Origin of the sequence: Pseudomonas sp. lyk4-R2A-8 (assembly GCF_030209095.1) — a bacterium.
GTDB lineage: Bacteria > Pseudomonadota > Gammaproteobacteria > Pseudomonadales > Pseudomonadaceae > Aquipseudomonas > Aquipseudomonas quebecensis.
In genome coordinates, this window is record NZ_JARVSS010000034.1 from 23,191 (window position 1) to 48,628 (window position 25,438).

The following is a 25,438-nucleotide window of genomic DNA, read 5'->3' on the forward strand; positions in this document are numbered from 1 at the left end:
AGCTGCATTCATTCAGGGAACCCCCTCACATGACGATGCTTGCCCGGCCTATCGATCCACCGCCAGAAAGCCTGATCCGTGACTGGTACGCGAACGCGCAGTTGCTTGACAGTTTTGTCGTGCCTATCGAGGCGGCTGACGTCTCCATCAATGACCTCGCCGTACGCGCCTTGGGTTCGCCGCCTGTGTGGTTCAAGGTGCTGATAGCGATCCGCGATGGTGTGATGGGGCCGTTGGGCGTACGGACCTCCGGCGAGGTGCGACGCGCGCATTCCGATAAAGCCCATATCGACTTTTTCCCGGTGCTTGAGCAAAGCGCTGACGAGATGGTGCTGGGGGAAAATGACAGCCACCTGGATTTTCGTCTTTCGCTGCTTCGACGGCGCGACGAGCAGGGTGAAGTCCTGATCGCCACGACGGCGGTGCACACCCACAATCGACTGGGGCGTGTCTACATTGTGCTGATTCGCCCGTTTCACAAGCTGGTGGTGCGGGCAACGCTGATGCGTTGCCGCCGTCAGCACTAGCGCCGGCGGTAGTGTCCGCCGGCGCGCGTTGCCTGGAACCTCAGAAGCTGTATTTGGCCGTCAGCATCATGTTGCGCGGGTTGCCGTAGGCGTCGCCGCCGTAGCTCGCCGAGTTGGCGATGGTGGAATAATAGCGACGGTCGAAGATGTTGTTGGCGTTGACCTGCAGGTCGAGGTGGTCGTTGACCTTGTAGCCGGCCATCAGGTCGGTGACGGCGTAGGCGCCTTGTTGCAGGCGGTAGGTGCTGCCGTCGGCCAACGCGATGTCGTTGTACAGGCGGCTCTGCCAGGAGATGTTGCCGCCCACCCGCAGTTTTTCCAGTGGGCCCTGGAAGTTGTAGCGGGTGGTCAACTTGAACAGGTGTTCCGGGACGTCGGTATCGAACTGCTTGTTGACCAACTGCGGTTTGGCGTCGTCCTTGATGGTGTGGGTGCGTGCGTAGGTGTAGCCACCGCCGACCTGCCAGTTTTCGGTCAATGCGCCCTGCAGTTCGAAGTCGATACCCTGGCTGCGGATCTCACCGGAGGCTTCGTAGCATGAGGCCTGCGGGCAGTTCGGTACCACCACCTGCACACCGCGGTTCTCCTGGTCGATGCGGAACAGCGCGACGCTGGCGTTCAACGCACCGCCCAGGTATTCGCCCTTGATGCCGACCTCATAGTTCTTGCCGACGATAGGCTTGAGCGGCGCGGCGCCGGTGTCCTTTTCTTTTTGCGGGGTGAAGATGTCGCTGTAGCTGACGTACACCGAGTGGTTATCGTCCAGCTCGTAGATCAGGCCGGCGTAGCGGGTGAGGTTGCGGGTGACGTGGTAGTCGCCGTCGCCATCGCGGTTATCGTAGTCGTACCAGTCCAGGCGCCCGCCGAGGATCAACTTCAACGGGTCGGCCAGGCTCAGGCGGGTGGTGGCGTAGACGCTGTCCTGAGTGGTGACTTCGCGCTCGTTGTTGGTGTGCACGAAGTCCGGTTTGCCCGCCGTCAGCGGCCAGTTGGTGTCGTAGGGGCTGTAGTTGTGGGTGGTCATGTCGTAGATGCGCTTGCTCGCGCCGACCACCAGTTCATGGCTGCGCCCGAATGCCTGGAACGGGCCGCTGACGAAGGCGTCGACCCCGGCCTGGTTTTCATCGTACTTGGCCTGGTACACCGTGCGTGCCAGGGTGTTGTTGACCCAGCGCGACTGATACGAACCGGAGAATAATGCGTTCTGTTCGGCGTAGTTGGCGTTGACCTGCAGATTCCAGTCATTGGCCAGGTGCTGGCGCAGTTCGGCGAAGACTGTGTTGATTTCCTGATCCTTGTTTTCCCAGTCGGTGCCGGGGTTGTAAGACCGCGACAGATCCAGGTGGTGGCCGTCCTGGCCGATCATCGAGGCGCCCCAGAAGTAGTTGGTCTTATCCTTCTGATTGGAGAAACCCAGGGTCAGGGTGGTGTCTTCACTCAGATCGGCTTCGGTGACGGCGTAGAACAGACCATGACTGTTTTCGGCTTTGTCGATAAAGCTGTTGGCATCACGGTAGGACGTCACCACTCGGCCGCGCAGGGTGCCGCTGTCGTTGAGCGGGCTGGAGGCGTCGAGTTCACCGCGATAATCGTCCCAGCTGCCGGCGGCGCCGGTGAGGGTGACCTTCTGCTCATCCAGCGGGCGCTTGCGCACCATATTGATGGCTGCTGACGGGTTGCCCGCGCCAGTGACCAGGCCGGTGGCGCCGCGCACCACTTCGACGCGGTCGAACATCGCCAGGTTCGGCTGCGCGCCCACCGACGCACCGTTGTAGCCACTTGGGATACCGTCGTACATCAGGTTATCGATATCGAAGCCACGCGAGGTGTAGGACTGCCGACCAGGGCCGTTGGAGTAGTTCAGGAACAGGCCCGGCGTGGCGTTGACCACGTCGTTGATGCTGGTCATCGCCTGGTCGTCCATGCGCTGACGCGTCACCACGGTGACCGCCTGTGGGGTTTCGCGCAGGGTCAGCGGCAGCTTGGTCGCGGTCTTCATCGAGCCAGTGGTGTAGGACTGCGTGCCTTCGGTGGTTTCACCCAGTTGGCCTTCGCCGGAGATCTGCGTGGCGCCCAATTCCAGCGTGGCGGCCGGTGCCGGGGTGTCGGCGAGCGCCGCGTGTGGGGTGGCCAGGCACACCGCCAAGGTCATCAGACTGAGTGAAAAAACATTGCCGCCAGGTGATTGCACAGACATGAAACTGACTCTCCCGCGTGCCGTCCGTGGCTAATGATAAAGGTGTTGAGAATTATTCGCGTGAGTTTGGCAGATTGAGTCTGTAGGAAAAAGCCTTGGGACAGAATTAGTTAACGAATTTTTCACATCGCTGGATACTGCTTCTCCTGCAACCCACGGGAAAAGGGCGCCAGCCATTGGTGCTTCATCACAGGTGATCGGCGTCGATTACCGCCTTGGCAAATGCCTCGGGCGCTTCCTGCGGCAGGTTGTGGCCGATGCCGCCGTTGATCAGGCGGAACTGGTATTTGCCGGTAAAGCGTTTGGCGTAGTCCTCGGGCGCCGGGTGCGGAGCACCGTTGGCATCGCCTTCCAGGGTGATGGTAGGAACCTGGATAGCAGGGGCTTTGGCCAGTTGCTGTTCCAGGGGTTCGTAGTGGGCGTCGCCCTTCACCAGACCCAGGCGCCAGCGGTAGTTGAACAGGGTGATGGCCACGTGATCGGGGTTGTCCAGGCCTTTGGCACTGCGTTCGAAGGTGGCGTCGTCAAAGGCCCACTTCGGCGACGCGGTCTGCCAGATCAGCTTGGCGAAATCGTGAGTGTTCTTGCGATAACCGGCGGCGCCGCGCTCGGTGGCGAAGTAGAACTGATACCACCATTGCTGCTCAGCCTTGGGCGGCAGGGGGGTCTGGCCGGCGGCCTGGTTGCCGATCAGGTAGCCGCTGACCGAGACCAGCGCCTTGACGCGTTCGGGCCACAGCGCCGAGACGATATCCGCTGAGCGTGCGCCCCAGTCATAGCCGCCGAGCACCGCGCGCCGGATGTTCAGCGCGTCCATAAAGTCGATCACATCCCTGGCCAACGCCGCCGGTTGACCGTTGCGCGGGGTCGCGTCCGACACAAACCGGGTGCCGCCGTAACCGCGGGCGTAGGGGACCAGTACGCGGTAACCCTTGGCCGCGAGCAATGGCGCGACCTGGGCATAGCTGTCGATATCGTAGGGCCAGCCATGCAGCAGGATTACGACCGGGCCGTCGGCTGGGCCGACCTCCGCGTAGGCCACATCCAGCAGGCCGGCCTTGATGTGCTTGAGCGCGCCCAGCCCGGATGACGGGGCGGTTTGCATCGGTGTGTTCACCTCGGGCATTTCGGCCCGGGCCAGGCCGATCATGCCCAAGGGCAACAGCGCGAAGGCCAGGGCGAGTGGATGACGTATGAAGCGGCGTGTCGATGGATTGTGCATGGCGAGCCTCCTGCGGCGCGATGGATACCTGGCACCCAGTTGAACGCCGCGCTGTATCTGGCCTGTTTCGGAAAACTCGCCGGGTTAAAGGTTTTGTATCGCAGTGGGCGCTATACATACTGCGATACACAGGTTTGCTAGAACTCCATTCTCAGGCCCAGCGTGCCCTGGCGGCCATTAAACGTGTTGCTGTCCAGGTTCCGGCTGTAGCCCACCTCGCTGTAGAGGCTGACGCCCGTGGCAACCTTGAGCGTGGCGCCGGCACTCAGCCCCAGGGTGGTGGACTTCTGTTCGGTGTCGATGTCGGTGACATCGTCGAACCGCACGGTGTTCTGGCCGGCGCGGGTGTGCCAGACGTTGGCCCGTGCATAGGGCTGCAACGGCATGCCGCTGACCTGATAGTCGCCGCGCAGGCGCACGCCCAGGCGCGTGGTGAGGCTGGTATCGGCGTCATAGGACACATCGGAGATGCCGTCGTTTTGCCGATCCAGCCGGGTCTTGCCGACGATGACCTGAGCCTGCGGTTCAACCACCCAGGTGTCGCTGATCGGCAGCGGCCAGCCGACTTCGGCCGAAGCGGTGAGGTTATGCCCACGGGTTTTCATCTTCACGCCACGGTCTGATTCGTTGTGACCGTCGAAGCGGGTACCCATCAGCACCAGGTCGAGGTATGCCTGGTTGGCGCCGATCAACGTCCAGTAGAGGCCCAGGCTGTCACCGCGCAGGGTCGTCTTGCCCGTGTCCTGGTCCAGCCGGGCATCGCTGAACCCTTTGACGTTGCCTTTGAGGGTGCTGTGGCCGACAAAGAACCCCACGCGGTGCTGCAGGCCTTTGTCGAGCTGGCCTGCGTAGACATCGCTGCCTATCTGGAAGCCCGATACGGAACTGTTCAGCGACGGGCTGACGGTGCCGGTGAAGCCCTGGCGGCGGCTGTTGCCATACACACGGCCCCAGCCCGCCGGAAATGCGCCGGTCTGCTGTTGCTGGCTCTGGTCACCCATGCGTTCGTGGTAGGTACCCAGCATGTCCTGCACCATCTGCTGGGCGGCAGGGAACAGCACCGCGTACACCGACACTTCCGGCCGATAAATCGGCAGCGGCGTTATGCCGGGGTTGGGCGGCAGCGGCGGCCCCTCGGGGTCGGGCGTAGGCACGGGGGTGATGACCGGGTCGGTCGGTTTGGCCGGGACGGTCGAGCGCAGGTAGAAGTTTTCCGAGGTGCCGGCTGTGACGCCGCCCTTGAACAGGTAGTAGTCGTACGCACCGGCGGACACGGGCTTGCCGAGGCTGAATGCGCTGGCCGCGCCGCTGGCATTGTTGATGGCCTCGACCACCAGGATGCAGTTCTGCACGGTCTGTGCGCCGGCACCGTTCAGGTTCTTAATGTCGATCGGCGTAGTGCCCTGTATCGGGCCGCCGTTGACCACCAGTTTGTCACTGGCCGAACCGTCGGCGCCCAACACGCTTTGCAGCGCGAGCCGGCCGCCGTTGCCTTTGTAGGTGCCGCTGACGGTCAGTGAGTCGCTGGCGCGGGTATTGCCCGTCATGTCGATCAGGCCCTGGTTGTCCAGCGTCACTGGCTTACCGCCAAGGGAGTTGATGAAGCCCGTGCCGGTCAGGATTGCACTGGTCTTATCAATGGTCAGGGTGCCGGTGTTCGAGGCGCTATCGCCCAGCACGAATTTACCCTCGAGCGTAAACGTCGTCCCATTGGTCAAATTCACGGTTTCCCAGTTCACGTACTGGTCTGGATTATTGCTGACCCGGCTGTTATCGACGATCAGCTTATCGTTGCCCAGACTGCCGTCCAGTATGGTCTTCGCCAGGTTCGCATCGGTCAGGTTCCGCAGCACCGCAATATCGTCATCCAAGCCAGCGTCCACGAGCTTCCCCAGCGTGCCACCGGACCAGAGGAACTTATCGTTGCCCGCGCTGAGCAGGACGTTTCCGCCGACCTTGCCTCCCAGGATTTCCACGGTATCGTCGCCGCCGCTGACGCTGATATTGCCCACCACTTCTGCGTCGCCCGAGAGTCTGACCAAGTCCGTTCCGAAGCCGGTGATAAGGTTGCGCAGGATTTTGCCGCCGGACATAAGAAACGTATTGTCGTCGAGCCTCATATTCACGTTGCCGATGGTGCCTCCCGTCATGACGGCGTAATCGCCGGCGCTGAACTCATCGACAATCACACCGCCTGTCATCCTGAAGGTATCCAGGCCGTCACCCTGATCCACAAACTTGACTTCGCCGCTGCTCATGATGAAGTCGTCAATGCCCGCTCCTTGGCTCAGTCCGCCAACGATTTTGGCGCCCGGGCCGTTGATCTCGGTCCTATCGTTGCCTGCACCGAAGGTCACGGACCCTGACACCTGGCCCGTGCCGCTCACCGTGAGGCTGTTATTGCCACCGGTGTCGATGAAGCCGGGAGTCGATCCGCTGTCACAGGTGGAAGTGTCATTGCCGGGGGTGTTGTTGATGCTGCATGCGCCGTAAGAGGCCAATGGCGTCGCCGCCAGTGCAAGCAGGTGCAGCAGAAGAAGCATCCGTGTACGCATGATTCGTCCTCGCTGAAAGGCTCGGTTACTCCAGCACCCGTGGCAGGGGGTGCGGGCCAGACCATGGCAACGCGTTGCGCGATACGGAGCAGGGAGTGCGGGTTACCTGTTCGAAAACACCGGCCAATGCAGGGAGTTGGCATGGCTTTCTCGACTGCACCTGAAGGGGTACAGCGCTTTTTCAACGGTAGTCAGCTTTGCAATCCCACGCTACTGTCAGAAATAACAGGTACAGACGAGCTTAGATCAATACGATTTCATACGGCTCGCGCATGCGCTCCAGCAGCACGTGGGCAAGGATCGGCGCCAGGCCGATCTCCGGATCGCCGGCCAGTTGGCTGGCATAAGCGTGTACCGCGTGAAGCTTGCGCGCCACGCTCCAGGTGTCGAGGCGCACTTTGCGCGCCCTTGGCCAAGGCACTGTCGCCGCCTGGCGGACCGGGCCGTGCCAGGCCCATACCGGCAATTCATACAGTCGTGCGCCTATCAGGTCGCAGGCCGTGGCCGTGGCGCGGCCGACGGCGTCGTGGTCACGGTTGCCATCGTTGCACCAGGTCGTGAACACCACGTCGCCAGGGTGCAGGTAGCGCGCAATGAATTGGCTCAACTGCGGTTCGCGGCCCGCCAGCGCGTTGTCGCAGAAACCGCCGCGAATCCACTTCAGGCTGTGCAACGGCATGCCCAGGCGCCGCAGCGCTTCGGCGCTTTCCTGCGGGCGCACCACGCTCAGGCGGCTCGCCGGCCAGACCAGGGAGCCTGGGTGGCTGGCGCTGCCGTCGGTGATGGAGATCAGTTGCAGAGGGTGTTCCAGTTGACTGAACAGTTGCAGCAGCCCCCCGCATGCGAGCACTTCGTCGCCAGGGTGGGGCGCAACCACCACCACGCGCGCACCGGGTGGTACCAGGGCGGTGGGGGCGACAAGGGGGATTTGCGCCAGTTGCGGCGCACTGTTCCAGATTTGGGCGGGGCCGCGACGGCCTTCGCTCAGCGAGGCAGGCTTCATGGGTGTCACATCCTTGTCGAGTGAGACGCGGTCGTACCCCGTTGACGGGACGACTCTCTTATAGTCACCACGGACTCCGCCGTGATGGGTGCATGGCAATTCAACCCTGAATTACCAGCAAGGCGTCCTCAGCATAGACAAGGATCCCGCGCTTTACCGTGGCGCCACGGCGTTTTTTTCAGCGCCGGCCAACAGACTTTTCAAGTAATCGCCAAAACCGCCCGTGGCTCGGGCTTCCAGGCGTGCGCTGGTGATCACCTGCGGACGATGGCTCCAGGCAATCGATGCGCCGCAGCGCTCCAGGTCACGCACCAGTTGCACATCTTCATGGCAGGCCAAGGGCTCAAAGCCACCGGCACGGATATAGGCGTCGGCGCTCACGCCCAGGTTGGCGCCGTGGATATGCCGATGACCGTCACGCGCTTCGTAGCCCTGGTGGTAGCGGATCTGCGCGGCGGGGTCGAACCCTTCGCTCCAGGCGTCTACCGTGACGGTTCCGCACACCGCATCGGCTTCCAGCGCCAACTGTGCCACCAGCCAGTCCGGGGCCACGCGGCTGTCGGCATCGGTGCAGGCGATCCAGCGCGCGCCCAGGTCCAGCAGATGCCGCGCGCCGACGCCCCGGGCGTGCCCGACATTGCGTGCCTGAACTTCCAGGCACTGCACCGGGTAGGCCTGGACAATCGCGGCGCTGCCATCGCTGCAACTGTCGAGCATGACCAGGATCTGCACCGTTTCGCCCAGCAGATCGGGGTGACGGGCCGCTTTCAGCGCGGCGTCCAGGCACTCGGCCAACAGCGCTTGTTCGTTGTGCGCCGGAATCAGAATGCCGATCATCGCAGGCCCTCAAGGGTGGCGACCGAGGTGCCGTCGCGGCTCCACAGGTCAAGGAGAAAGTCGTGGTCGTGATGGCTGGCGATACGCGGCATCCCCAGCCGCGCTTCCAGCAGGGCATGCACCTGCTCGGCGGTTTGCGGGCAACCCTCGATGGGCGGGCGCCAGTGGCAGGCCAGGATCTGCCCATCGGCGCTCAGGCAGGCGAGGGCGCGCTCGATCAGGCGGCCCAGGTCGTCGGCGTCCAGGTAATAGCACAGCTCGCTGAGCACAATCAGCTCGTACTGGCCGGCAGGCCACTGCGCGGGCAATCGACTCTGGCGCACCTGTGCATGGGGGCAGCCCAACAGCCGCGTGCGCGCCAGAGCTACCGCCGCCGCCGCAGTGTCACAGCACAGCAGGCGATCGCAGCGCGCTGCCAGTTCAACGCTCAACTCGCCATTGGCGCAGCCGGGCTCGAAGATCGACGCGTAGCGTGGCTTGGTCAGCAGCGCCAGGGTCAGGGCGCGTTTACGCCGCTCGTACCAGCGCTGGCGAAAAGCCCAGGGGTCATCGTTTTCAGCGAACAATTGGTCGAAATAAGGTGTAGCCACACTCATACGAATACCACTTCAAAAGGTTGCAGCAGGCGCTCCACCACATACGGCGCCAGCACCGGCGGCAGGCCGATCTGCGGGTCGCCTTCCAGTTGGCTGGCGAATGCATGGATGGCGTGGCGCTTGCGAGCCACCGCTTCACAGGTGAGGGGGATCTTGCGCGCACGATGCCACGGCACCATACGGTCTTCTGCGGTTGCCCAGTGCCAGGTCCACACCGGCAGTTCATACAGTCGCGCGCCCGTCGTTTCGGCGGCCCGCGCGCTGGCACGGCCGACGGCTTCGTGGTCGCAATGGCCGTCTTCGCGCCAAGTGGTGAACAGCACGTCGGTGGGTTTCACATAACGCTGAATAAACGCGGCCAGCTCGTCCTCGCGCGCCGCCACTTGGCTGTCGCTGAAGCCGGCGCGCAACCATTTGAGACTGTGCAGCGGCACGCCCAGGCGATGCAGGGCCTGCGCCGACTCCTGCGGGCGCACCACGCTCAGGCGCTCCACCGGCCAGCGCTGGGAACCGGGGTGGCTGGCACTGCCGTCGGTGACCGAAATCAATAGGATGGGCCGCTCCAGCGCCGCCAGGCCTTGCAACAGGCCGCCGCAGCCGAGCACTTCGTCATCGGGGTGGGGCGCGATAATCACCGCGCGATGCCCCTCGGGAACCAACGCTTCGACGCTGATGGTAGCCAGCGCCGCCATGCGCGGTGAGGTCTGCCAATGCTGCAGCGGCGTGCCCTGGCCGACGATAGGATTGGCTTTCATAGCTGCCACCTGCCTGTGGGTTGGGCGGCGACCCATTCGCCCAGGGCGGCCAGGTCGCGTTCGGCGTGGCTCTGACGGATGTAGACCGGCAGGTCGGCCATCAACTGCGCCACGTGGGGGTCCTGGCAGTACGGCCCGGCCCCCACGGCGCGGCCGACATGCCGCATCACCTGTTCGACGCTGTCTTCGATGCAGGCGCGTGCGCGCCGGGCCAATTCCCTGGCATCGGCGCCGGGCTCGCGGTCGATGCATTCGGCCGCCGCGCGCAATACACAGGCGGCGGCGTGCAACGCACTGTCCACCGCGCCCAAGTGCGCCAAGGCATGGGGCTCGGCGCGCCGGGCGCAGTGCTGTTGCAGCACCTGGCCCAGGCGTTGGGCCGCGCCGTACCAGCACGCCGCGATGCCGACTCCGCCTTGCCAGAAACCGGGACGGGCAAGGTAGTCACCGGGACCGCCCACCGCCATAGCGCCGGCATTGTCGAAGATCACCTCGACACTGCCGGTGGCGGCCATGCCCACCGCGTGCCAGCCTTCATGGGTGACGCTTACGCCCGGTTGTTGCATAGGCACCGCCACCAATTGCTGGCGGCCTTGCTCATCCCAGGCGGTCAATAAACCATGACTGACCACCGCCGCGCCGGAGCACCAGGCTTTACGCCCGTGCACCCGCAAACGATGGCCGTCGTGTTGAACGTGCACCTTGGCCGTGGGCGGCTCGGCGGCCCATGTGCCCCAGGTACTTCCCTGGGGCGGTGGCGGGCTGTCGAGTTCGGCCATGATTGCCAAGGCATCGGTGTGGCCTTCAAACAACTTGCACAGGCGCAAGTCGTGTCCGGCCACGACGGCCAGCGCCCTGAATCGCTCCAGGGTGCGGCCGCTGCCGGGCAGGGGCAGTTGATCCGCCCCCTGCGCCACCAGGGCGCTCAGCGCTGTGCCGAGCGCCTCAGTGTCCGCATAGCTGCGGTAGCCGTGAAGGCTTCCCTGCCAGGCCATTTCACACCTCGTCGTCGCGCTGCAATTCGAACAGCAGGAGTGAGCGGCCTGTCACGGCGTACTCGTGATCGAAGTCAAAGCGCTCCTGGGCCTTGATCGCCGTGTCGTTGGTGTCCAGCAGGCACGTCCAGAACTCGCCTTCGGGCACCGGTGGCAGACGGAAATTGACCATGTCGTGGTGGGCGTTGACCACCAGCAACAAGGTGGCGTCGGCACCGGCACGGCGAATCCCGGTTTCCTGAGCGCGGCCGTCCATCAGCATGCCCAGGCAACGGCCATTACTGTCCTGCCACTGCTCAGTGCTCATTTCGTTGCCGTCCGGCGCGAGCCAGGTGACGTCTTTCACGCCGATGTCTTCGTTGTAATCGCCCACCAGGAAGCGGCCACGACGCAGGATCGGGTAGGCCAGGCGCAGTTTGATCAAGCGCTTGACGAACTTGAGCAGGGCTTTGCCGTCGTCATCCAGGTCCCAGTTGACCCAGCCAATCTCACTGTCCTGGCAATAGGCGTTGTTATTGCCGTGCTGGGTGCGGGCGAATTCGTCACCGGCGACGATCATCGGCGTGCCTTGGGCCAGCAGCAGAGTGGCGAAAAAGTTACGCATCTGGCGCAGGCGCAGGGCGTTGATTTCCGGATCGTCGGTAGGGCCTTCGACGCCGTGGTTCCAGGACAGATTGTTATTGCTGCCGTCCTGATTGTTTTCGTCGTTGGCTTCGTTGTGCTTATCGTTGTACGACACCAGGTCGTGCAAGGTGAAACCGTCGTGGGCGGTGATGAAGTTCACCGAGCTGTACGGCCGGCGCCCACGGTGGTTGAACATCTCGCCGGAGGCGGTCATGCGCCCGGCGAAGTCCGCCAGTTGGCCGTCATCGCCTTTCCAGAAAGCACGCACGGTGTCGCGGAAGCGGTCGTTCCATTCCACCCAGCCCGGCGGGAAGTTGCCCACCTGATAGCCGCCGGGGCCGCAGTCCCAGGGTTCGGCGATCATTTTCAGCTGGCGCAGGACCGGGTCCTGGCGGCAGGCCACAAGGAAACTGTGGCGCTCGTCGAAGCCGTCGCGATAACGCCCGAGGATGGTGGCCAGGTCAAAACGGAAACCGTCCACGTGCATTTCCGTGGCCCAGTAGCGCAGGGAGTCCGTGACCATTTGCAGCACGCACGGGTGGCTCAGGTCCAGGGTGTTGCCGGTGCCGGAGTCATTGATGTAGAAGCGCTTGTCATCGGGCATCAGGCGATAGTAAGAGGCGTTGTCGATGCCGCGCATGGACAGGGTCGGGCCACGTTCATTGCCTTCGGCGGTGTGGTTGTAGACCACGTCCAGAATCACTTCCAGCTTCTGTTCGTGCAGATGGGCGACCATCTCCTTGAACTCGGCAATCTTGCCGCTGGCCAGGTAGCGCGGGTCCGGGGCGAAGAACGCGATGCTGTTGTAGCCCCAGTAGTTGGTCATGCCTTTTTCCAGCAGGTGCTGGTCGTTGACAAAGGCATGCACCGGCAACAGTTCCACTGAGGAAACCCCTAACTGGCGAATGTGCTTGAGCACATCGTCTTCCATCAGGCCGGCGCAGGTGCCACGCACCGATTCGCCTACGGACGGGTGACGCATGCTGATGCCGCGCAGGTGGGTTTCGTAAATGATCGTGCGATCCCACGGCACGCGCACCGGTTGGTCGTTGCCCCAGGTGTGGGCGGGGTCGATGACCTTGCACTTTGGCACGAATGGCGCGCTGTCGCGTTCGTCGAAGCTGAGGTCGTCATCGGGGTGGCCGATGGTGTAGCCGAACAGCGCTTCGGACCATTTGAGTTCGCCCACCAGCTGCTTGGCATAGGGGTCGATCAGCAATTTGTGATGGTTGAAACGGTGGCCGTTGGCTGGATCGTAAGGGCCGTATACGCGGTAGCCGTAAATCAGCCCGGGGTGGGCGTCGGGCAGGTAACCGTGGAAGATTTCATCGGTGTATTCCGGCAGCTCGATGCGCTCCAGTTCCACTTCACCGCTGTCGTCGAACAGGCACAGTTCGACCTTGGTGGCATTGGCCGAGAACAGCGCAAAGTTGACGCCCAGGCCGTCCCACGTAGCGCCGAGGGGGAAGGGCAAACCTTCACGAATCCGCGACGGCTCATTGCCCGGCGTCGATGGGGTTTTATCCGGTTTGCTCATGGTGTTGCTCCTGGAAGGGGTCTTTTTTCGGGCCGAGTGCGGCCGTGCTGACAAAGTTTCAGCGAATACGGTAGAGAGTGAAGATGAACTCCCACCGACTGGGTCGGCAGGAGGGTCGGGCATCGATAGGCTGGTTAAGGCTTGGGCTTTTTCGCTGCCGCAGGTTTCTTTGCCGCGGGGGCGGCGGGCTTACTGGCGGCCGCGGCAGGCTTGGGCTTGGGCGCCGGCTTGGCGGTGGCCTTGGGCTTGGCCGCAGGCTTGGGTTTGCTGGGCGTCAAGGCTTCGGATTCGGCCAGCTTGCGCGCCATCTCCCAGTGACGCGCGTCCTCACCGTGGGGCTTGCCCTCGGACTCCCAGATCTGATGCGCCAATTCGCGGATGCGTTTGTCTTCAGTACTCATCGCAATGCTCCTCACAGAAAATGTTCAGCTTTCTTGATCATCAGAATTAATAAAGACATTGACCGGGAATTCCCCCAGCGCAGTGCTGATCAACAGCTCCTTGTCTGGTGTGACTGCGCCTGTCTGAAAAAGTCCCTTCCAGTTTTGCGTTGACGCGGCGAACGGTAATTTCACCCGGGTATCGCCCCAAACCTGCGCAGGGATCAGCGGCTGCACACTGTTTTCAAGCAGCGCGTGGGACCAGCGTGGGACCAGCACCACCAGCTGTTTGCCCTGATGCTCGCGGCTGAACGCAACCACCCGTTCGGCATGCTGACCGACCACCTCCAGGGGCGTGTAGCTGCCCTGGCGGAACAGCTCCGGATGGGCATTGCGCAGGCCCAGCACCTGGCTGATCAGCGCCTGCTTGATAGGCCCTTCATGCCAGCTGGACAGCAGTTGATCGGTGCCCGGCGAGGCATTCAGCGCCTGTTGGCGTGCAGTGAAATCCACCGGGCGACGGTTGTCCGGGTCCACCAGGCTGAAGTCCCAGAACTCCGCGCCCTGGTACAGGTCCGGCACACCCGGCACGGTCATGCGAAGCAAGGTTTGCGCCAGGCCGTTCAAGGCGCCGGCCGGGGCGATCGCCTGGGCGGCGGCGCCAATCGCGGTGCGCAACGGCCGACCGGCATCGGTCAATAACAGGCGCGAGAGGAACGCCTCGACCGCTTGTTCATAGGCTTCGTTGGGCGCGCTCCAACTGCTTTGCAACTTGGCTTCGCGCAGGGCTTTCTGTTGCCACTGCCAGAGGCGTTGCTGGTAGGTCTCCAGCGATGCGCCTGGGTCCAGGTCCAGCGGCCAACTGCCCACCAGCACTTGGTAAAGAATCAGCTCATCACCGGCCGACGGCGCGCTGGCGTCATCGCGCAGCGGCGCGGCCAGGTTGCGCCACTCTTCAACTTGGGCCACGTACCACGGCGCGCATTCGCTCAGCACCGCCAGGCGCGCGCGGGTGTCTTCGCCGCGTTTGTGGTCGTGGGTCGCGGTGGCCAGCAGATTGTCCGGGAACGCCTGCAGGCGCTGCTGGTTGACCTGATGGAAGTCGGCCAGCGGCGCACTGAATTGCTCGGTACTGAAGCCCACATCGTTGCGCGACAGCAGCACCGCCGAGCGATAGAACGCGGTGTCTTCCACCGCCTTGGCGGCGGCCGGCGAAGTCAGTTGCTGGAAGCGAACGCAGGCATGCTTGAGGATCTTGCGTTCACGCCCCACGGGGCGGTTACGCCACGGCTGGCCACCGAGCCACTTTTTCAAATGATCGAGCACCGGCCAGTCGCCCTCGCTCAAGGTGCTGCGCGCGCCGTCCATGGCTTGCTGGAGCACCTTGTCGTCTGCGGCGCTGCGGCCGCGAGCGCTGATGTAGGTGCGGTACACCGGGAAGTGCACGATCAACTCCTGCAACGCGCGGCGGATGGCGCCCAGGGTCAGGTCGCGGGTCATTACGTCGTCGCGCGCTACCTGCAGCAGCGCCTGGGCCACGCTTTCGAAATCGCCGCCCAGGGAGCCGTTCAGAATCTGCTGGCGCGCCAGGCGAGCCTCTTCGATAAAGGCCGAAGGCCGTTCACTCAGGCGCGTCCACAGCTCGGCCAGCGGCTCGAAGCCTTCGGGCTGGTGCTGCAGCAAGGACAGCTGGTTCATGAACTCATAACCGGTGGTGCCGTCCACTTGCCAGTCTTCACGCAGGGTTTCGCCTTCGCCGAGGATCTTCTCGACAAAGATCGGCAGGTGCCGCTCGGGGGACAACGTGTCGACCCGGCGCCGCAGCTTGCGGCAATAACCGCGTGGGTCGGCCAGGCCGTCGATATGGTCGATGCGCAGGCCGTCCACCAGGCCTTCGCTGATCAGTTCGAAAATCTTGCCGTGCGTGGCTTCGAACACCGCGCTGCGTTCCACGCGCAGGCCACCCAGCTCATTCACGTCGAAAAAGCGCCGCCAGTTGATATCGTCCGCCGCCGTGCGCCAGCTGGCCAGGCGATAGGCTTGCTGCTCCAACAATTGATGCAGGCGTTCAAAGCCTTCCGCCTCGCGCCCGTCGAACTGGGCCAAGCGCTGCTCGATGGCCGGCAGCACCTCGGTGGCCCGCTCGGCCAGGGCCTGTTTGAGCCACGCGGCTTCGGCGTAGGCATCGTCCTGGTAGGCGAGTGCGGCAAAACGGTCCGCCAGCGGTTTGAGCGGTTCGTCGGTGCCCAGAATCAGTGCGTAATCCCGTGGGCAGATCGGGAAGCGATGCTCGTAATGCTCGACGTAGAACGTTCCGTGGTCGGCATCGAAATGCAGCGTCAAGGTACCGCTCTGCAAGGCTTCGCCGTAGTCGCTGCCCAGGAACGGCATCAGCAATTGGCCTTTGAGCAGCGGGTCGGGAGAGTGCCACTGGATATCGAAGAACTCGCTGTAGGGGCTCAAGCGGCCCCATTCCAGCAGGTCCAGCCACCAAGGGTTATCGGCACCACCCACGGCCATGTGGTTAGAGACGATATCCAGGATCAGGCCCATGTCGTGTTCACGCAGGGTCGCGACCAGACGGCGCAGCGCGTCCTCACCGCCCAGTTCGGGGTTGACCCGCGTCGGGTCGACGACGTCGTAGCCGTGCATGGAACCGGCACGCGCGCTGAGCAGTGGCGAGGCGTACAAATGGCTGATGCCCAGTTGGGCGAAATACGGCACCAGCGGTACCGCGTCGTCCAGGGTGAAACCTTTATGGAATTGCAGGCGCTGAGTGGCGCGCAGGGGCAGTGCTTTCATCGGTCACGCTCGTAGGCTTGGTTACGCGCGACGGCCAGCAGTTCCAGGCGGCGCGCGGCGCCGGCGTTGTCGAGCAGGCTTGCGGCCTCGCCCGGCAGGCGGCGGCGCCAATTGGGATGGGTGTCGGTGGTGCCGGGGAGATTGGCCTGTTCTTCAATACCCAGGGCATCCTCCAGCGGCAGCAGCACCAGCGGCGCACGGGTGTGGCCCAAGTAGCGCACGCTGGCGTCGATCATGTGGTCGGTCTCGTTGCGGATCTCATCGACAAAGTTCTGCGGGTCCTGGCTCAAGGCCTGGCGCAGCGCCTGGCGTTCGCGCAGGCGGTGTTCGCTCCATTGCTCCACGGTCGGCGCGTCGATCAGGCCAAGCTGGATATTCCAGTCGATGTCGCGGCTGTGCCACCAACCGTTGAGAGTCGGCAGGTCGTGGGTGCTGGTGGTGGCGAGGGCGTTGTCGGGCCAGTCGAGGATCGGCTTGAACTGGCCGTCATGGCCTTGCTCGAACAGCAGCACGCGCATACCGAGTATGGAGCGGCCGATAAGTTTTTCGCGCAGCCCGTCGGGCACCGTGCCGAGGTCTTCACCGAGCACAATGGCCTGGTGACGGTGGGACTCCAGCGCCAGCAGGCGCAGCATGTCGTCCACCGGGTAATACAAGTACGCGCCTTCCTTGGGCGAGGCGTCCATGGGGATCACCCACAGGCGTTGCAAGCCCATCACGTGGTCGATGCGTAGCCCGCCGGCATGGGCGAAGTTGGCGCGCAGCATCTCGATAAAGGCGCGAAAACCGTGGCGCTTGAGGCCTTCGGGCGAAAACGCGGAAATGCCCCAGCCCTGGCCGGCACGGTTAAGAATGTCGGGCGGGGCGCCCACGGTGAGGTCGGCGAGCAATTCGTCCTGGCGACTCCAGGCCTGGCTGCCGCCGCCGTCGGCGCCCACTGCCAGATCGGCAATCAAGCCGACGCCCATGCCGCTGCCACGCGCGGCCTGTTGAGCGCGCTCCAGGCAACGTGCAATCAGCCACTGGGTGAACGCGTAGTAGCCAATCTCGTCGCGGTGCTCGTCGGCGAATGCCGCCAGCGCCGGGCTTTGCGGGGTACGCCAGTCCTGCGGCCAGTGGCGCCAGTCCAGGCTTTCACCGGCGGCGGCGCGCATGGCCTGGACCGCTTCGAAGCGGCAATGGTTTTCCAGCGCCTCGCCACCGGCCTGGCGAAAGCTCAGGAAGTCGGCGTGCTGCGGGTGATGACCGTGGCGGAAATCTTCATACAGCGCACGTAGCAGGCGCTGCTTGGCCTGGGCGGCGGCGGGCCAGTCGATCAGGTCGAGCTGTTCGAGGTCGTGCAGCTCATCGGCAATACCCAGGGCCTCGATGGCATTGCGCACTTCGCGCTCGCCCAGAATACAGGCGGGCGAGGCGTACAGGCTGTTGAGAAACAGTCTGCTCGATGGCGAGTAGGGGCTGTAGCGTTGCGGGTCGGCGCTGAACATCGCATGCATCGGGCTGATGGCCAGGGCATCGGCGCCCCGCTCGGCGGCCGAGCGGGCCAGGTGTTCGAGGGCCAGGGTGTCACCGAAACCGCCATCGTTGAGACGCCGCAGGCCGTAGAGCTGCGCGCTGATGCCCCAGGCGCGGGCGGGGCGGCTGTCCACCGCTTCGGCCACGCTGTAGCAGTGGGCGGGGGCGACGGCCAGGGTGAAGCTCTGGTCGTTGATTTGCACCTGGTGGTAGCCCAGGGCAACGACGCCGGGCAACACCGCATCGCTATCCAGGCGCAGTTCCAGGGTTTCGCCTTGTTCCAGGTGGACGCGACACAGGGTGTCCGGCTCGAAATACCGTGCCAGGTCCAGGCCTTCGCCGCTGTCGACAGTCAGCAATGGCGGCAGGTGTTTGTCTTGCTGTGCCTGCTCCAGGTCATGCAGGCTGGCGTCGATCTCGGCGTCGTTATCGGCCGGATGACCAAGGCCTTTGAGCACCGCGCGCAGGGCGTCGGGTTGTACGCGTTGCGGGCGGCCGTTGGCGTCGATCCAATCGACGGCCAGGCCCGCGCGGCTGGCGAGGATTTCCAGTTTCGCTTCGCTCAAGGGTGTTCTCCAGCAGGGGATAGGGTCACGCGTGCGCTGTACGGCGGCAGTTGCGCGCCGTGATTGGCCGGCGTTTGGAACAGCACGTGCGGCGACGCAGGATGTGGCAACGCCGTGGCACTCAGGTTCAAGTCAATGTGCAGCACGCTGCCGTTACCCAGGCGCCAGCGTGCGCTCACGGCGCTATCGCCGAGTACGCTGGCGCCAAGCGCCACACTGCCGGGCAGGTGGGGCACGATGTGGCGGCGGCGCAGGCTCAGCAGCTCGCGGTAAAGCTGCAGGTGAGCCGCATCCGGCAGGGTCGGCTTGGACTGTTCAAAGGTCGACAGCGCATTGGGATCGGGGATGCGTTCACGTCGCTCGGGGTCGTGGAACGCGGCGAAGTCGGCGAATTCATTGCGCCGGCCTTCGCGCACGGCCTCGGCCAGCTCGCCATGGTGATCGGTGAAAAACAGAAACGGCTCGGGCGCATTGGCCTCGTCGCCCATGAACATCAACGGAATCATCGGCGACAGCAACAGCAGGGCTGTTGCGGCTTCAAGCGCTTGAGGCGAGCACAGCTGGTGCAGGCGCTCGCCGAGGGCGCGATTGCCGATCTGGTCATGGTTCTGCAGGAACGCGACAAAAGCGCTCGGTGGCAGATGCGCGCTCGGCTCGCCACGGGTGTGCCCGTGGCGGGTGGTGTCGCCCTGATAGATAAACCCTTCGCCCAGGCACCGCGCCAGCTTGGCGGTGGGGTCCTGGGCAAAGTCGCTGTAGTAGGCGTCGGTTTCGCCGGTGAGCAGCACATGCAGCACGTTGTGGAAATCGTCGTTCCACTGCGCATCGAAATCATGCTTGAGCAGGCTGGCCTGGTTCAGTTCGTTTTCCAGCATCAGCCAAACATGGCGCCCGCTGTCGACCTGCTGGCGTACGCGTTGGGCCAGTTCCTGCAGGAAACCGGGGTTGTCGATCGCGTGCACCGCGTCCAGGCGCAGGCCGTCGAAACGGTATTCGAGCAGCCACATCAGGGCGTTGTCGAGGAAGAAATCGCGCACTTCGCGGCGCTCGAAATCAATGCCCGCGCCCCAAGGGGTGTGCACGTCTTCCTGGAAGAAGCTCGCGGCATATTGGCCCAGGTAATTACCGTCTGGGCCGAAGTGGTTGTAGACCACGTCAAGAATGACCGCCAGGCCGTGTTCATGGCCGCTGTCGATCAAGTGCTTGAGCTGTTCGGGGGTGCCGTACGAGGTGTGCGGGGCATACGGCAGTACGCCGTCGTAGCCCCAGTTGCGTTCGCCGGGAAACTGCGCCAGGGGCATCAGTTCAATGGCGGTTACGCCCAGCTCGGCCAGGCGCGGCAGGTGTTGCTCAACAGCGGCGTAGCCACCCAGTGCGCCGACGTGCAGTTCGTAGATGACTGCCTCGTGCCAGGGCCGGCCTTGCCAGTTGGACTGACGCCAGTGGTAGGCGAGCGGGTCGACCACCAGGCTCCAGCCGTGAACGTCCGAGGCCTGGGCCCGGGACGCTGGATCGGGAACATCCCGTTCGCCGTCGATATTGAAGCGGTAGCGCGTGCCCGCCGGGCACTTGATTTCCACTTCGAACCAGCCATCCGCCTGCGACAGCATGGGGATGGATTTGCCGTCTTCCAATTCAACGCTGACATAAAACGCGTCTGGCGCCCACAAGGCGAAACGCGTGTGTTGCGCGTCCAGCATAATTGCGCCGTGGGGCCAGGTTTCCAGAGTCCGTAAAGGCATCTATAGAGACCTCCCTTGATTATTTGACTGATTTCCCCAGGGCCTTGGCCACCAGTTGTTCGTAGAGTTCCGCGTAGGGTTCGACTGCCTGGGTCCAGTTGAATGGCTGGGTCATGGCGCGGCAGCGCATGGCATTGAGCAGGCCAGGGAAGGCGAACACATTGAAAGCGCGGGTGAGGGCGGCTTTGTAGCTGTCCACCGTGGATTCGTTGAACAGGAACCCGGTCACGCCGTCTTCGATGGTGTCGGCCAAGCCGCCGGTGTTGCGTGCCACCGGCAGTGAGCCGAAACGCTGAGCGTACATCTGGCTCAAACCGCAAGGCTCGTAGCGCGACGGCATCAGCAGGAAATCGCTGCCGGCGAACATGCGCCGGGCGTCGGTCTCGTTGAAGCCGATACGCACGCCGATCTGACCGGGGAAGCGCAGGGCCAGCTCGCGCATGGCCTGTTCTTCTTCCGGTTCGCCGCGACCGATAATGGCGATCTGGCCGCCGTTCTCGACGATAAAGCTGGCGACCGCTTCGGTGAGGTCCAGGCCTTTCTGGTAGACCAGACGCGATACGACGGCAAACAGCGGGCCGGTAGAGTCGTGCAGGCCGAACAGGTTACGCACGTGCGCGGCATTGATGGCCTTGCCTTCCCAGTCACCGATGTTGAAGTTGTGGGTCAGGTGGGTGTCGGTGGAGGTTTCCCAGCTTTCGTCAATGCCGTTGGGAATACCACTGAGCAAGCCTTGCTGGGTCTTGGCGGCGAGGAAGCCGTCGAGGCCGCAGCCGAATTCGGGGGTGGTGATTTCCTGGGCATAGGTTGCGCTGACCGTCGTGATATGGCTGGAATACGCCATGCCGGCCTTGAGGAACGACATCTTGCCGTAAAACTCCATGCCTTCCTGCTGCAGCGCGTGCGGCGGAATACCCAGCTCCGGGGTGGACGCCAGACTCACCACGCCCTGATAGGCCAGGTTGTGAATGGTGAACAGCGTCGGCGTGCGTGACCCGCGCCAGTGCATATACGCCGGTGCCAGGCCAGCGGGCCAGTCATGGGCGTGCACCAGGTCCGGGCACCAGTGGATCTGCGCCAGGTTGGCGGCGATATCGGCGGCGGCCAGGCCCAGGCGGGCGAAGCGGATATGGTTGTCCGGCCAGTCGCGACCGTTATTGGCGCCGTAGGGTGTGCCTTCGCGCTCGTACAGCTCGGGGCAGATCAAAACGTAGATGACCAGGCCGTCCTTGAGATCCATGCGCCCGATCTTGCAGGGCGGCAACGCCGCATGGCCGCCCAGTTCGCCGATGATGTGGATCGGGTTGTCGCTTTCCATCACTTGCGGGTAACCGGGAATCAGCACGCGTACATCATGCAGATGCGCCATGGCGCGGGGCAGGGCGGCGGACACGTCGCCCAGGCCGCCGGTCTTCACCAGGTCGGCGAACTCCGAAGTGACAAACAGCACTTTCTTGCGATTGGGGTTGTAACTGGACACCGGCCGCACCGTGTTGAGGTCGACCAAAGAGGTCGACCCGCCAACTGGCTGACTAACACGCTCTCCCTGAATATTTACTGCGGCACTGATCATGATTCTCTCCACGTGTTGGTCGGCTAATGGCCCGCTGCCATTAGCTACGGTGACCGCATCCTGCGGTCAGGCGCACAAGCGCATGACAAACTGGCAAGGCCTATGCCAGTTGCACGGTTAGCAATAAAAAGTTGGATAGACGGCGCTGGCGTGAACAGCTCAGGCGCGCCTTACCCTAAACCTGACCAACAGCAGAGTTGGAAAGTTTAGAATTTTTTCGCGGGGTTTTTGTTTTGGAAGGGACCCATCGGTCACCAGTCTAGGACAGATCCCAGAGCCCGTAGGGTTTATACGAGATTTTTGTAGGACAAAAATCTTGTAACCTTATGCGATGCGGGTAAACCGGGGGCGGTAGTGGCGTTTGGCCTGTTTGCTCGCGGGATTGCACTGCATTGGAAAGCGCAGCGCTCCCAAAGGGTGCGTTCGATGCATGAGTCGGTTTGCGTGTGCTTATTTGGGGCTGCTGCGCAGCCCAGCGCGGGAGGTGCGACGATTCGACAAGCCAGGCCCGCCCATTTAGCCCAGCACCCTAACCGGAGCGCCACGGGACCAGGCCTGAATATCTTCGATCATTTGTGCATAAAACTGCCGATAGTTCTGCTCGCTCACGTAGCCCACGTGGGGCGTGGCCAGCACGTTGGGCAACTGACGAAACGGGTGGTCGGCGGGCAATGGCTCCTGGCTGTAGACATCCAGCGCCGCGCCGGCCAGTTGGCCGCTTTGCAGGGCCTGCACCAGCGCCTGTTCATCCACGATCGGCCCGCGGGCAGTGTTCACCAGCCGCGCGCTGGGTTTCATCCACGCCAATGCCTGGGCGTCCACCAGGCCACGGCTGCGCTCGCTGAGCACCAGGTGGATGCTCACAATGTCGGCCTGTTCAAACAATTGCTGTTTGCTGACCCAGGTCACACCCGCAGCGGCGGCGCGCTCCGGCGTGAGGTTCTGGCTCCAGGCGATGACGCGCATGCCGAATGCCTGCCCGAATGCCGCGACCTTCTGGCCGATGCTGCCCAGCCCGAGAATGCCCAGGGTCTTGCCATGCAGGTCGCCGCCCAGGCCGAGCTGCCAGCCGCCGGCGCGCAACGAGTTGGCTTCGGCCAGCAGGTTGCGGGTGCTGGCCATGATCAGCGCCCAGGTCAGTTCCGGTGCGGCGTGTTTGTAGCTGTCGGTCCCGCACACCTGGATGCCCAGAGCCGTGGCGGCGGGCAGGTCGATGGCGGCATTGCGCATGCCGCCGGTCACCAGCAGCTTGAGCCGCGGCAGCCCCCGCAGCAGGGCCTGATCGAAGACGGTGCGCTCGCGCATCACACAAATGACCTCGAAGCCCTGCAACCGCTCGATCAGGGTGGCGGTGTCGGCCGGATAGTCGTGCAAAAAGTGCACGTGGCCGATGGCCTCCAGTACTGACCAATCCACCACACCACCGGCAACCCTCTGCCAATCATCAATGACTGCGATCTGTACCGACATTTACACGCGCCTCTTCAAGGGAAGGGTTAAAGGGTATTCAAGCCCTGCAGCAAGGCCTGGTGAAAGCGCGCCGGCTCTTCCATCTGCGGCGCGTGCCCCAGGCCCGGGAATTCCACCAGGGTTGCATGGGGGATCAGCTTGGCCGCCTGCTTGCCCAGGACCGCGTAGTTGCCGAGCGTTGCCTTGACCTGCGGCGGCGCGATGCCTTTGTTGATCGCGGTGGTGTCGGCCGTGCCGATCAGCAGCAGCGTCGGCACCTGCAGATTCTTGAACTCGTAGTACACCGGCTGGGTGAAGATCATGTCGTAAATCAGCGCCGAGTTCCATGCGACCTGTTTATGCCCGGGGCCATCGCTCAAGCCGGCGTACATATCCACCCAACGCTCGTATTCCGGCTTCCACCGTCCGACGTAGTAAGTGTCGAGCTGGTATTTACGGATGCCCTCGGCGTTGACGTTGAGCTCGCGCTCATACCACTGGTCGACGCTGAGCGTGGGCACGCCCAGGGCTTTCCAATCCTCCAGGCCGATGGGGTTGACCATGGCCAGTTGTTCGGTCTGCTTGGGGTACATCAGCGCGTAGCGGGTGGCGAGCATGCCGCCGGTGGAGTGGCCGAGGAGCGTGGCCTTTTGAATGCCGAGCTTTTCCAGCAATTGGTGGGTGTTCAGGGCCAATTGCTGGAAGCTGTATTGGTAGCTGTCGGGCTTGCTGGAGGTGCAAAAGCCAATCTGGTCTGGGGCGATAACGCGATAACCGGCGTCGCTGAGGGCCTTGATCGTGCCTTCCCAGGTGGCCGCGCAGAAGTTCTTGCCATGCAGCAGCACGACGCTGCGCCCGTTGGCTTTGCCTTTGGCCGGCACGTCCATGTAGCCCATCTGCAGGGTCTTGCCCTGGGACTGGAAGTTGAAACGTTCGATAGGATACGGGTATTCAAAACCCTGCAGCTCAGGGCCGTAGGTGGCGGCAAACGCCGTTGTCGCAGTGGCCGTCAACAGGCCGGCGACGCAGAATTCACGAAATAAACGCATGGACGGGCTCCGAAAAAGGGTGTCCGGATGCTGTTGGCGCACGATTAAGTGGGAATTAACAGCCACTGCCGGGTCACGGCCGCCAACACGCCATAACGCGCGCTTTTGGCCAGCGTCACCAGCAGCAGAAAACGCCACAAAGGTTCACGCATGACCCCAGCCACCAGGGTCAGCGGGTCGCCGATGATCGGCACCCAACTGAGCAACAGTGTCCAATGCCCCCAGCGTGCGTAATGTTTACCGGCTGTGTCCAGCTGCCGCGGATTGACCGGGAACCAGCGACGCTGCTTGAAATGTTCTACCCAACGGCCCAGCCACCAGTTGACCAGCGAACCGAGCACATTGCCCAGGGTGGCGATGCCCAGCAGCAACCACAGGTTGTAATGCTCGCTGAGCAGCAACCCCACCAGCACGGCTTCCGACTGCAATGGCAATAGGGTTGCGGCGCCGAATGCCGCGAAGAACAGCCCCAGGTAACCCATCGACACCGATCAGTGTGCCGGGTAGTCGGCCACCACTGCATCGTTGCCGTCGCGGCTCACGCCAATGACCTGATAGGCATCGGCGTGGCCATCCATTTCCATGCCCGGTGAACCCATGGGCATGCCCGGCGCTGCGATGCCCAGCAGATCGTCGCGCTTGCGCAATGCCAGCACTTGCTCGGCAGGCACGTGGCCTTCAACGAACTTGCCGTCGATCACGGCGGTGTGGCACGAACGCAGGCGCGGCGCCACGCCCAGGCGCTGCTTGACGGCGCTCATATCGGCTTCGACATGGTCATTAACCTTGAAACCGTTGCTCTCCAGGTGGCTGATCCATTTTTTGCAGCAACCGCAGTTGGCGTCGCGGTGCACGTCGATGAGGATCAGGTCGGCGGCCTGGGCCAGGGGGGTGGCCAACAGGGCGCTCAGCAGCAACAGGCGCAATGGTTTTTTCATGGGGGCTCTCGCAGGAGGTGCACTGGAATGGCGGCGATCATGACGACGTCCTCGCCGGCAAGCCAGTGCCCGCAGCCGGTTGGCTGCGCTGAGATGTTTCAAATTATTCCGAAGCTGGTTGTTCCAGATGCTGCTTGAGGCGGTCCAGGGCCACGTCCGAGAGTTCGATCATGCGGTCATGCAAGCTCACCAACTGCAACTCGGTTTCATAGCTCAGCACCCGCTTGAACAGCGTGCCGTCGCGAAAGGGCTGCAGGAAAAAATGAATCGAACCGTCCACGGCCAGGGAGGTGAAGACGCTCTTGAACTCCTCGCAAGGCCGGGCAATTTGTACGCGGTAGCTCATGGGAACGCGCACGCCAAGCAGGTCGATCATCTCGGTAAAACGCGCGCCGACTCCCAGAGAGCCGGTGGTGCCGGTCTCTGCGCCGAGGGAGGTGGGATGCCATTCGTGCCAGCGGTCGGGCTGGGTGACGTAGGCGTAGACGGCCTCGACGGAGGCCCGGATAAAGCGTTCCTGACTGATCCGCTCCAAGCGGACCGACTGCTCGACAGCGCGCATGACACACCTCCTGT

Annotated in this window: 20 protein-coding genes; 1 reads left to right on the forward strand and 19 read right to left on the reverse strand. The window is 63.4% G+C overall.

Features of this window, described 5'->3' with window-relative positions; all coding sequences use genetic code 11:
• Nucleotides 1-29 precede the first annotated feature (29 nt).
• A complete protein-coding gene (locus QRN10_RS23425; RefSeq protein WP_219855203.1) occupies nucleotides 30-527 on the forward strand; it encodes a DUF2867 domain-containing protein in 498 nt (165 codons plus the stop codon).
• A 40-nt stretch (nucleotides 528-567) separates the two neighbouring features.
• Here QRN10_RS23425 and QRN10_RS23430 read toward each other — a convergent pair whose 3' ends face one another.
• The 19 genes from QRN10_RS23430 to QRN10_RS23520 all read right to left on the reverse strand — a co-directional run bounded on the left by QRN10_RS23430 (nucleotide 568) and on the right by QRN10_RS23520 (nucleotide 25,424).
• Nucleotides 568-2,724, reverse strand: coding sequence for a TonB-dependent siderophore receptor (locus QRN10_RS23430; protein WP_285429259.1), 2,157 nt, complete (start codon nucleotides 2,722-2,724; stop codon nucleotides 568-570).
• A 187-nt stretch (nucleotides 2,725-2,911) separates the two neighbouring features.
• Entirely contained in the window at nucleotides 2,912-3,946 is a 1,035-nt protein-coding gene (locus QRN10_RS23435) for an alpha/beta fold hydrolase (protein WP_285429260.1), read from the reverse strand.
• A 137-nt stretch (nucleotides 3,947-4,083) separates the two neighbouring features.
• Complete coding sequence (locus tag QRN10_RS23440) at nucleotides 4,084-6,501, reverse strand: autotransporter family protein (RefSeq protein WP_285429261.1); 2,418 nt, start codon at nucleotides 6,499-6,501, stop codon at nucleotides 4,084-4,086.
• A gap of 241 nt (nucleotides 6,502-6,742) precedes the next feature.
• Nucleotides 6,743-7,504 carry a PIG-L deacetylase family protein gene (locus QRN10_RS23445; RefSeq protein ID WP_181077826.1) on the reverse strand — a complete coding sequence of 254 codons (762 nt, stop codon included), beginning with the start codon at nucleotides 7,502-7,504 and terminating at the stop codon, nucleotides 6,743-6,745.
• Between the two features lie 153 nt (nucleotides 7,505-7,657).
• Nucleotides 7,658-8,341 (reverse strand): glycosyltransferase family 2 protein, encoded by a 684-nt coding sequence (locus QRN10_RS23450; RefSeq protein WP_253507885.1) that lies wholly within the window; start codon nucleotides 8,339-8,341, stop codon nucleotides 7,658-7,660.
• A complete protein-coding gene (locus QRN10_RS23455) occupies nucleotides 8,338-8,937 on the reverse strand; it encodes an SAM-dependent methyltransferase (RefSeq protein WP_181077822.1) in 600 nt (199 codons plus the stop codon). The genes QRN10_RS23450 and QRN10_RS23455 overlap by 4 nt, the downstream gene beginning before the upstream one ends.
• A complete protein-coding gene (locus QRN10_RS23460; RefSeq protein ID WP_253507881.1) occupies nucleotides 8,934-9,692 on the reverse strand; it encodes a PIG-L deacetylase family protein in 759 nt (252 codons plus the stop codon). Before QRN10_RS23460 ends, QRN10_RS23455 begins: the two co-directional genes overlap by 4 nt.
• The gene (locus QRN10_RS23465) at nucleotides 9,689-10,687 is read right to left on the reverse strand and encodes an acyl-CoA dehydrogenase family protein (RefSeq protein ID WP_285429262.1); all 999 of its coding nucleotides are present in this window, start codon (nucleotides 10,685-10,687) and stop codon (nucleotides 9,689-9,691) included. The genes QRN10_RS23460 and QRN10_RS23465 overlap by 4 nt, the downstream gene beginning before the upstream one ends.
• 1 nt (nucleotide 10,688) lies before the next feature.
• Entirely contained in the window at nucleotides 10,689-12,848 is a 2,160-nt protein-coding gene (gene glgX, locus QRN10_RS23470) for a glycogen debranching protein GlgX (protein ID WP_181077816.1), read from the reverse strand.
• A 134-nt stretch (nucleotides 12,849-12,982) separates the two neighbouring features.
• Nucleotides 12,983-13,249, reverse strand: coding sequence for a DUF2934 domain-containing protein (locus QRN10_RS23475; RefSeq protein ID WP_181077814.1), 267 nt, complete (start codon nucleotides 13,247-13,249; stop codon nucleotides 12,983-12,985).
• A gap of 24 nt (nucleotides 13,250-13,273) precedes the next feature.
• Complete coding sequence (locus QRN10_RS23480) at nucleotides 13,274-16,030, reverse strand: malto-oligosyltrehalose synthase (RefSeq protein WP_285429263.1); 2,757 nt, start codon at nucleotides 16,028-16,030, stop codon at nucleotides 13,274-13,276.
• Nucleotides 16,027-18,111 (reverse strand): 4-alpha-glucanotransferase, encoded by a 2,085-nt coding sequence (gene malQ, locus QRN10_RS23485; protein ID WP_253507873.1) that lies wholly within the window; start codon nucleotides 18,109-18,111, stop codon nucleotides 16,027-16,029. Before malQ ends, QRN10_RS23480 begins: the two co-directional genes overlap by 4 nt.
• On the reverse strand, nucleotides 18,108-19,853 hold the full coding sequence (gene treZ, locus QRN10_RS23490; RefSeq protein WP_285429264.1) for a malto-oligosyltrehalose trehalohydrolase: 1,746 nt from the start codon (nucleotides 19,851-19,853) through the stop codon (nucleotides 18,108-18,110). Before treZ ends, malQ begins: the two co-directional genes overlap by 4 nt.
• Before the next feature lie 19 nt (nucleotides 19,854-19,872).
• Nucleotides 19,873-21,426: a glycogen synthase GlgA gene (glgA, locus tag QRN10_RS23495; RefSeq protein WP_181077806.1), complete on the reverse strand. Its 1,554-nt coding sequence runs from the start codon at nucleotides 21,424-21,426 to the stop codon at nucleotides 19,873-19,875.
• Nucleotides 21,427-21,942: 516 nt separating this feature from the next.
• Complete coding sequence (locus tag QRN10_RS23500; RefSeq protein ID WP_181077804.1) at nucleotides 21,943-22,896, reverse strand: D-2-hydroxyacid dehydrogenase family protein; 954 nt, start codon at nucleotides 22,894-22,896, stop codon at nucleotides 21,943-21,945.
• Between the two features lie 26 nt (nucleotides 22,897-22,922).
• Entirely contained in the window at nucleotides 22,923-23,924 is a 1,002-nt protein-coding gene (locus QRN10_RS23505) for an alpha/beta fold hydrolase (protein ID WP_253507868.1), read from the reverse strand.
• 44 nt (nucleotides 23,925-23,968) lie between these two features.
• Complete coding sequence (locus QRN10_RS23510; protein ID WP_181077800.1) at nucleotides 23,969-24,412, reverse strand: YqaA family protein; 444 nt, start codon at nucleotides 24,410-24,412, stop codon at nucleotides 23,969-23,971.
• 3 nt (nucleotides 24,413-24,415) lie between these two features.
• Nucleotides 24,416-24,862: a DUF411 domain-containing protein gene (locus QRN10_RS23515; RefSeq protein ID WP_285429265.1), complete on the reverse strand. Its 447-nt coding sequence runs from the start codon at nucleotides 24,860-24,862 to the stop codon at nucleotides 24,416-24,418.
• Between the two features lie 103 nt (nucleotides 24,863-24,965).
• Complete coding sequence (locus tag QRN10_RS23520; protein WP_181077796.1) at nucleotides 24,966-25,424, reverse strand: SRPBCC family protein; 459 nt, start codon at nucleotides 25,422-25,424, stop codon at nucleotides 24,966-24,968.
• Nucleotides 25,425-25,438: the final 14 nt, after the last annotated feature.

Coding starts and splice junctions, on each gene's coding strand:
- QRN10_RS23480 (WP_285429263.1), bottom strand. CDS start 16,030: ATGAAAGCACTGCCCCTGCGCGCCACTCAGCGCCTGCAATTCCATAAA.
- QRN10_RS23475 (WP_181077814.1), bottom strand. CDS start 13,249: ATGAGTACTGAAGACAAACGCATCCGCGAATTGGCGCATCAGATCTGG.
- QRN10_RS23450 (WP_253507885.1), bottom strand. CDS start 8,341: ATGATCGGCATTCTGATTCCGGCGCACAACGAACAAGCGCTGTTGGCC.
- QRN10_RS23455 (WP_181077822.1), bottom strand. CDS start 8,937: ATGAGTGTGGCTACACCTTATTTCGACCAATTGTTCGCTGAAAACGAT.
- treZ (WP_285429264.1), bottom strand. CDS start 19,853: ATGCCTTTACGGACTCTGGAAACCTGGCCCCACGGCGCAATTATGCTG.
- QRN10_RS23440 (WP_285429261.1), bottom strand. CDS start 6,501: ATGCGTACACGGATGCTTCTTCTGCTGCACCTGCTTGCACTGGCGGCG.
- QRN10_RS23515 (WP_285429265.1), bottom strand. CDS start 24,862: ATGAAAAAACCATTGCGCCTGTTGCTGCTGAGCGCCCTGTTGGCCACC.
- QRN10_RS23430 (WP_285429259.1), bottom strand. CDS start 2,724: ATGTCTGTGCAATCACCTGGCGGCAATGTTTTTTCACTCAGTCTGATG.
- glgA (WP_181077806.1), bottom strand. CDS start 21,426: ATGATCAGTGCCGCAGTAAATATTCAGGGAGAGCGTGTTAGTCAGCCA.
- glgX (WP_181077816.1), bottom strand. CDS start 12,848: ATGAGCAAACCGGATAAAACCCCATCGACGCCGGGCAATGAGCCGTCG.
- QRN10_RS23460 (WP_253507881.1), bottom strand. CDS start 9,692: ATGAAAGCCAATCCTATCGTCGGCCAGGGCACGCCGCTGCAGCATTGG.
- QRN10_RS23520 (WP_181077796.1), bottom strand. CDS start 25,424: ATGCGCGCTGTCGAGCAGTCGGTCCGCTTGGAGCGGATCAGTCAGGAA.
- QRN10_RS23425 (WP_219855203.1), top strand. CDS start 30: ATGACGATGCTTGCCCGGCCTATCGATCCACCGCCAGAAAGCCTGATC.
- QRN10_RS23445 (WP_181077826.1), bottom strand. CDS start 7,504: ATGAAGCCTGCCTCGCTGAGCGAAGGCCGTCGCGGCCCCGCCCAAATC.
- QRN10_RS23500 (WP_181077804.1), bottom strand. CDS start 22,896: ATGTCGGTACAGATCGCAGTCATTGATGATTGGCAGAGGGTTGCCGGT.
- QRN10_RS23465 (WP_285429262.1), bottom strand. CDS start 10,687: ATGGCCTGGCAGGGAAGCCTTCACGGCTACCGCAGCTATGCGGACACT.
- QRN10_RS23505 (WP_253507868.1), bottom strand. CDS start 23,924: ATGCGTTTATTTCGTGAATTCTGCGTCGCCGGCCTGTTGACGGCCACT.
- QRN10_RS23435 (WP_285429260.1), bottom strand. CDS start 3,946: ATGCACAATCCATCGACACGCCGCTTCATACGTCATCCACTCGCCCTG.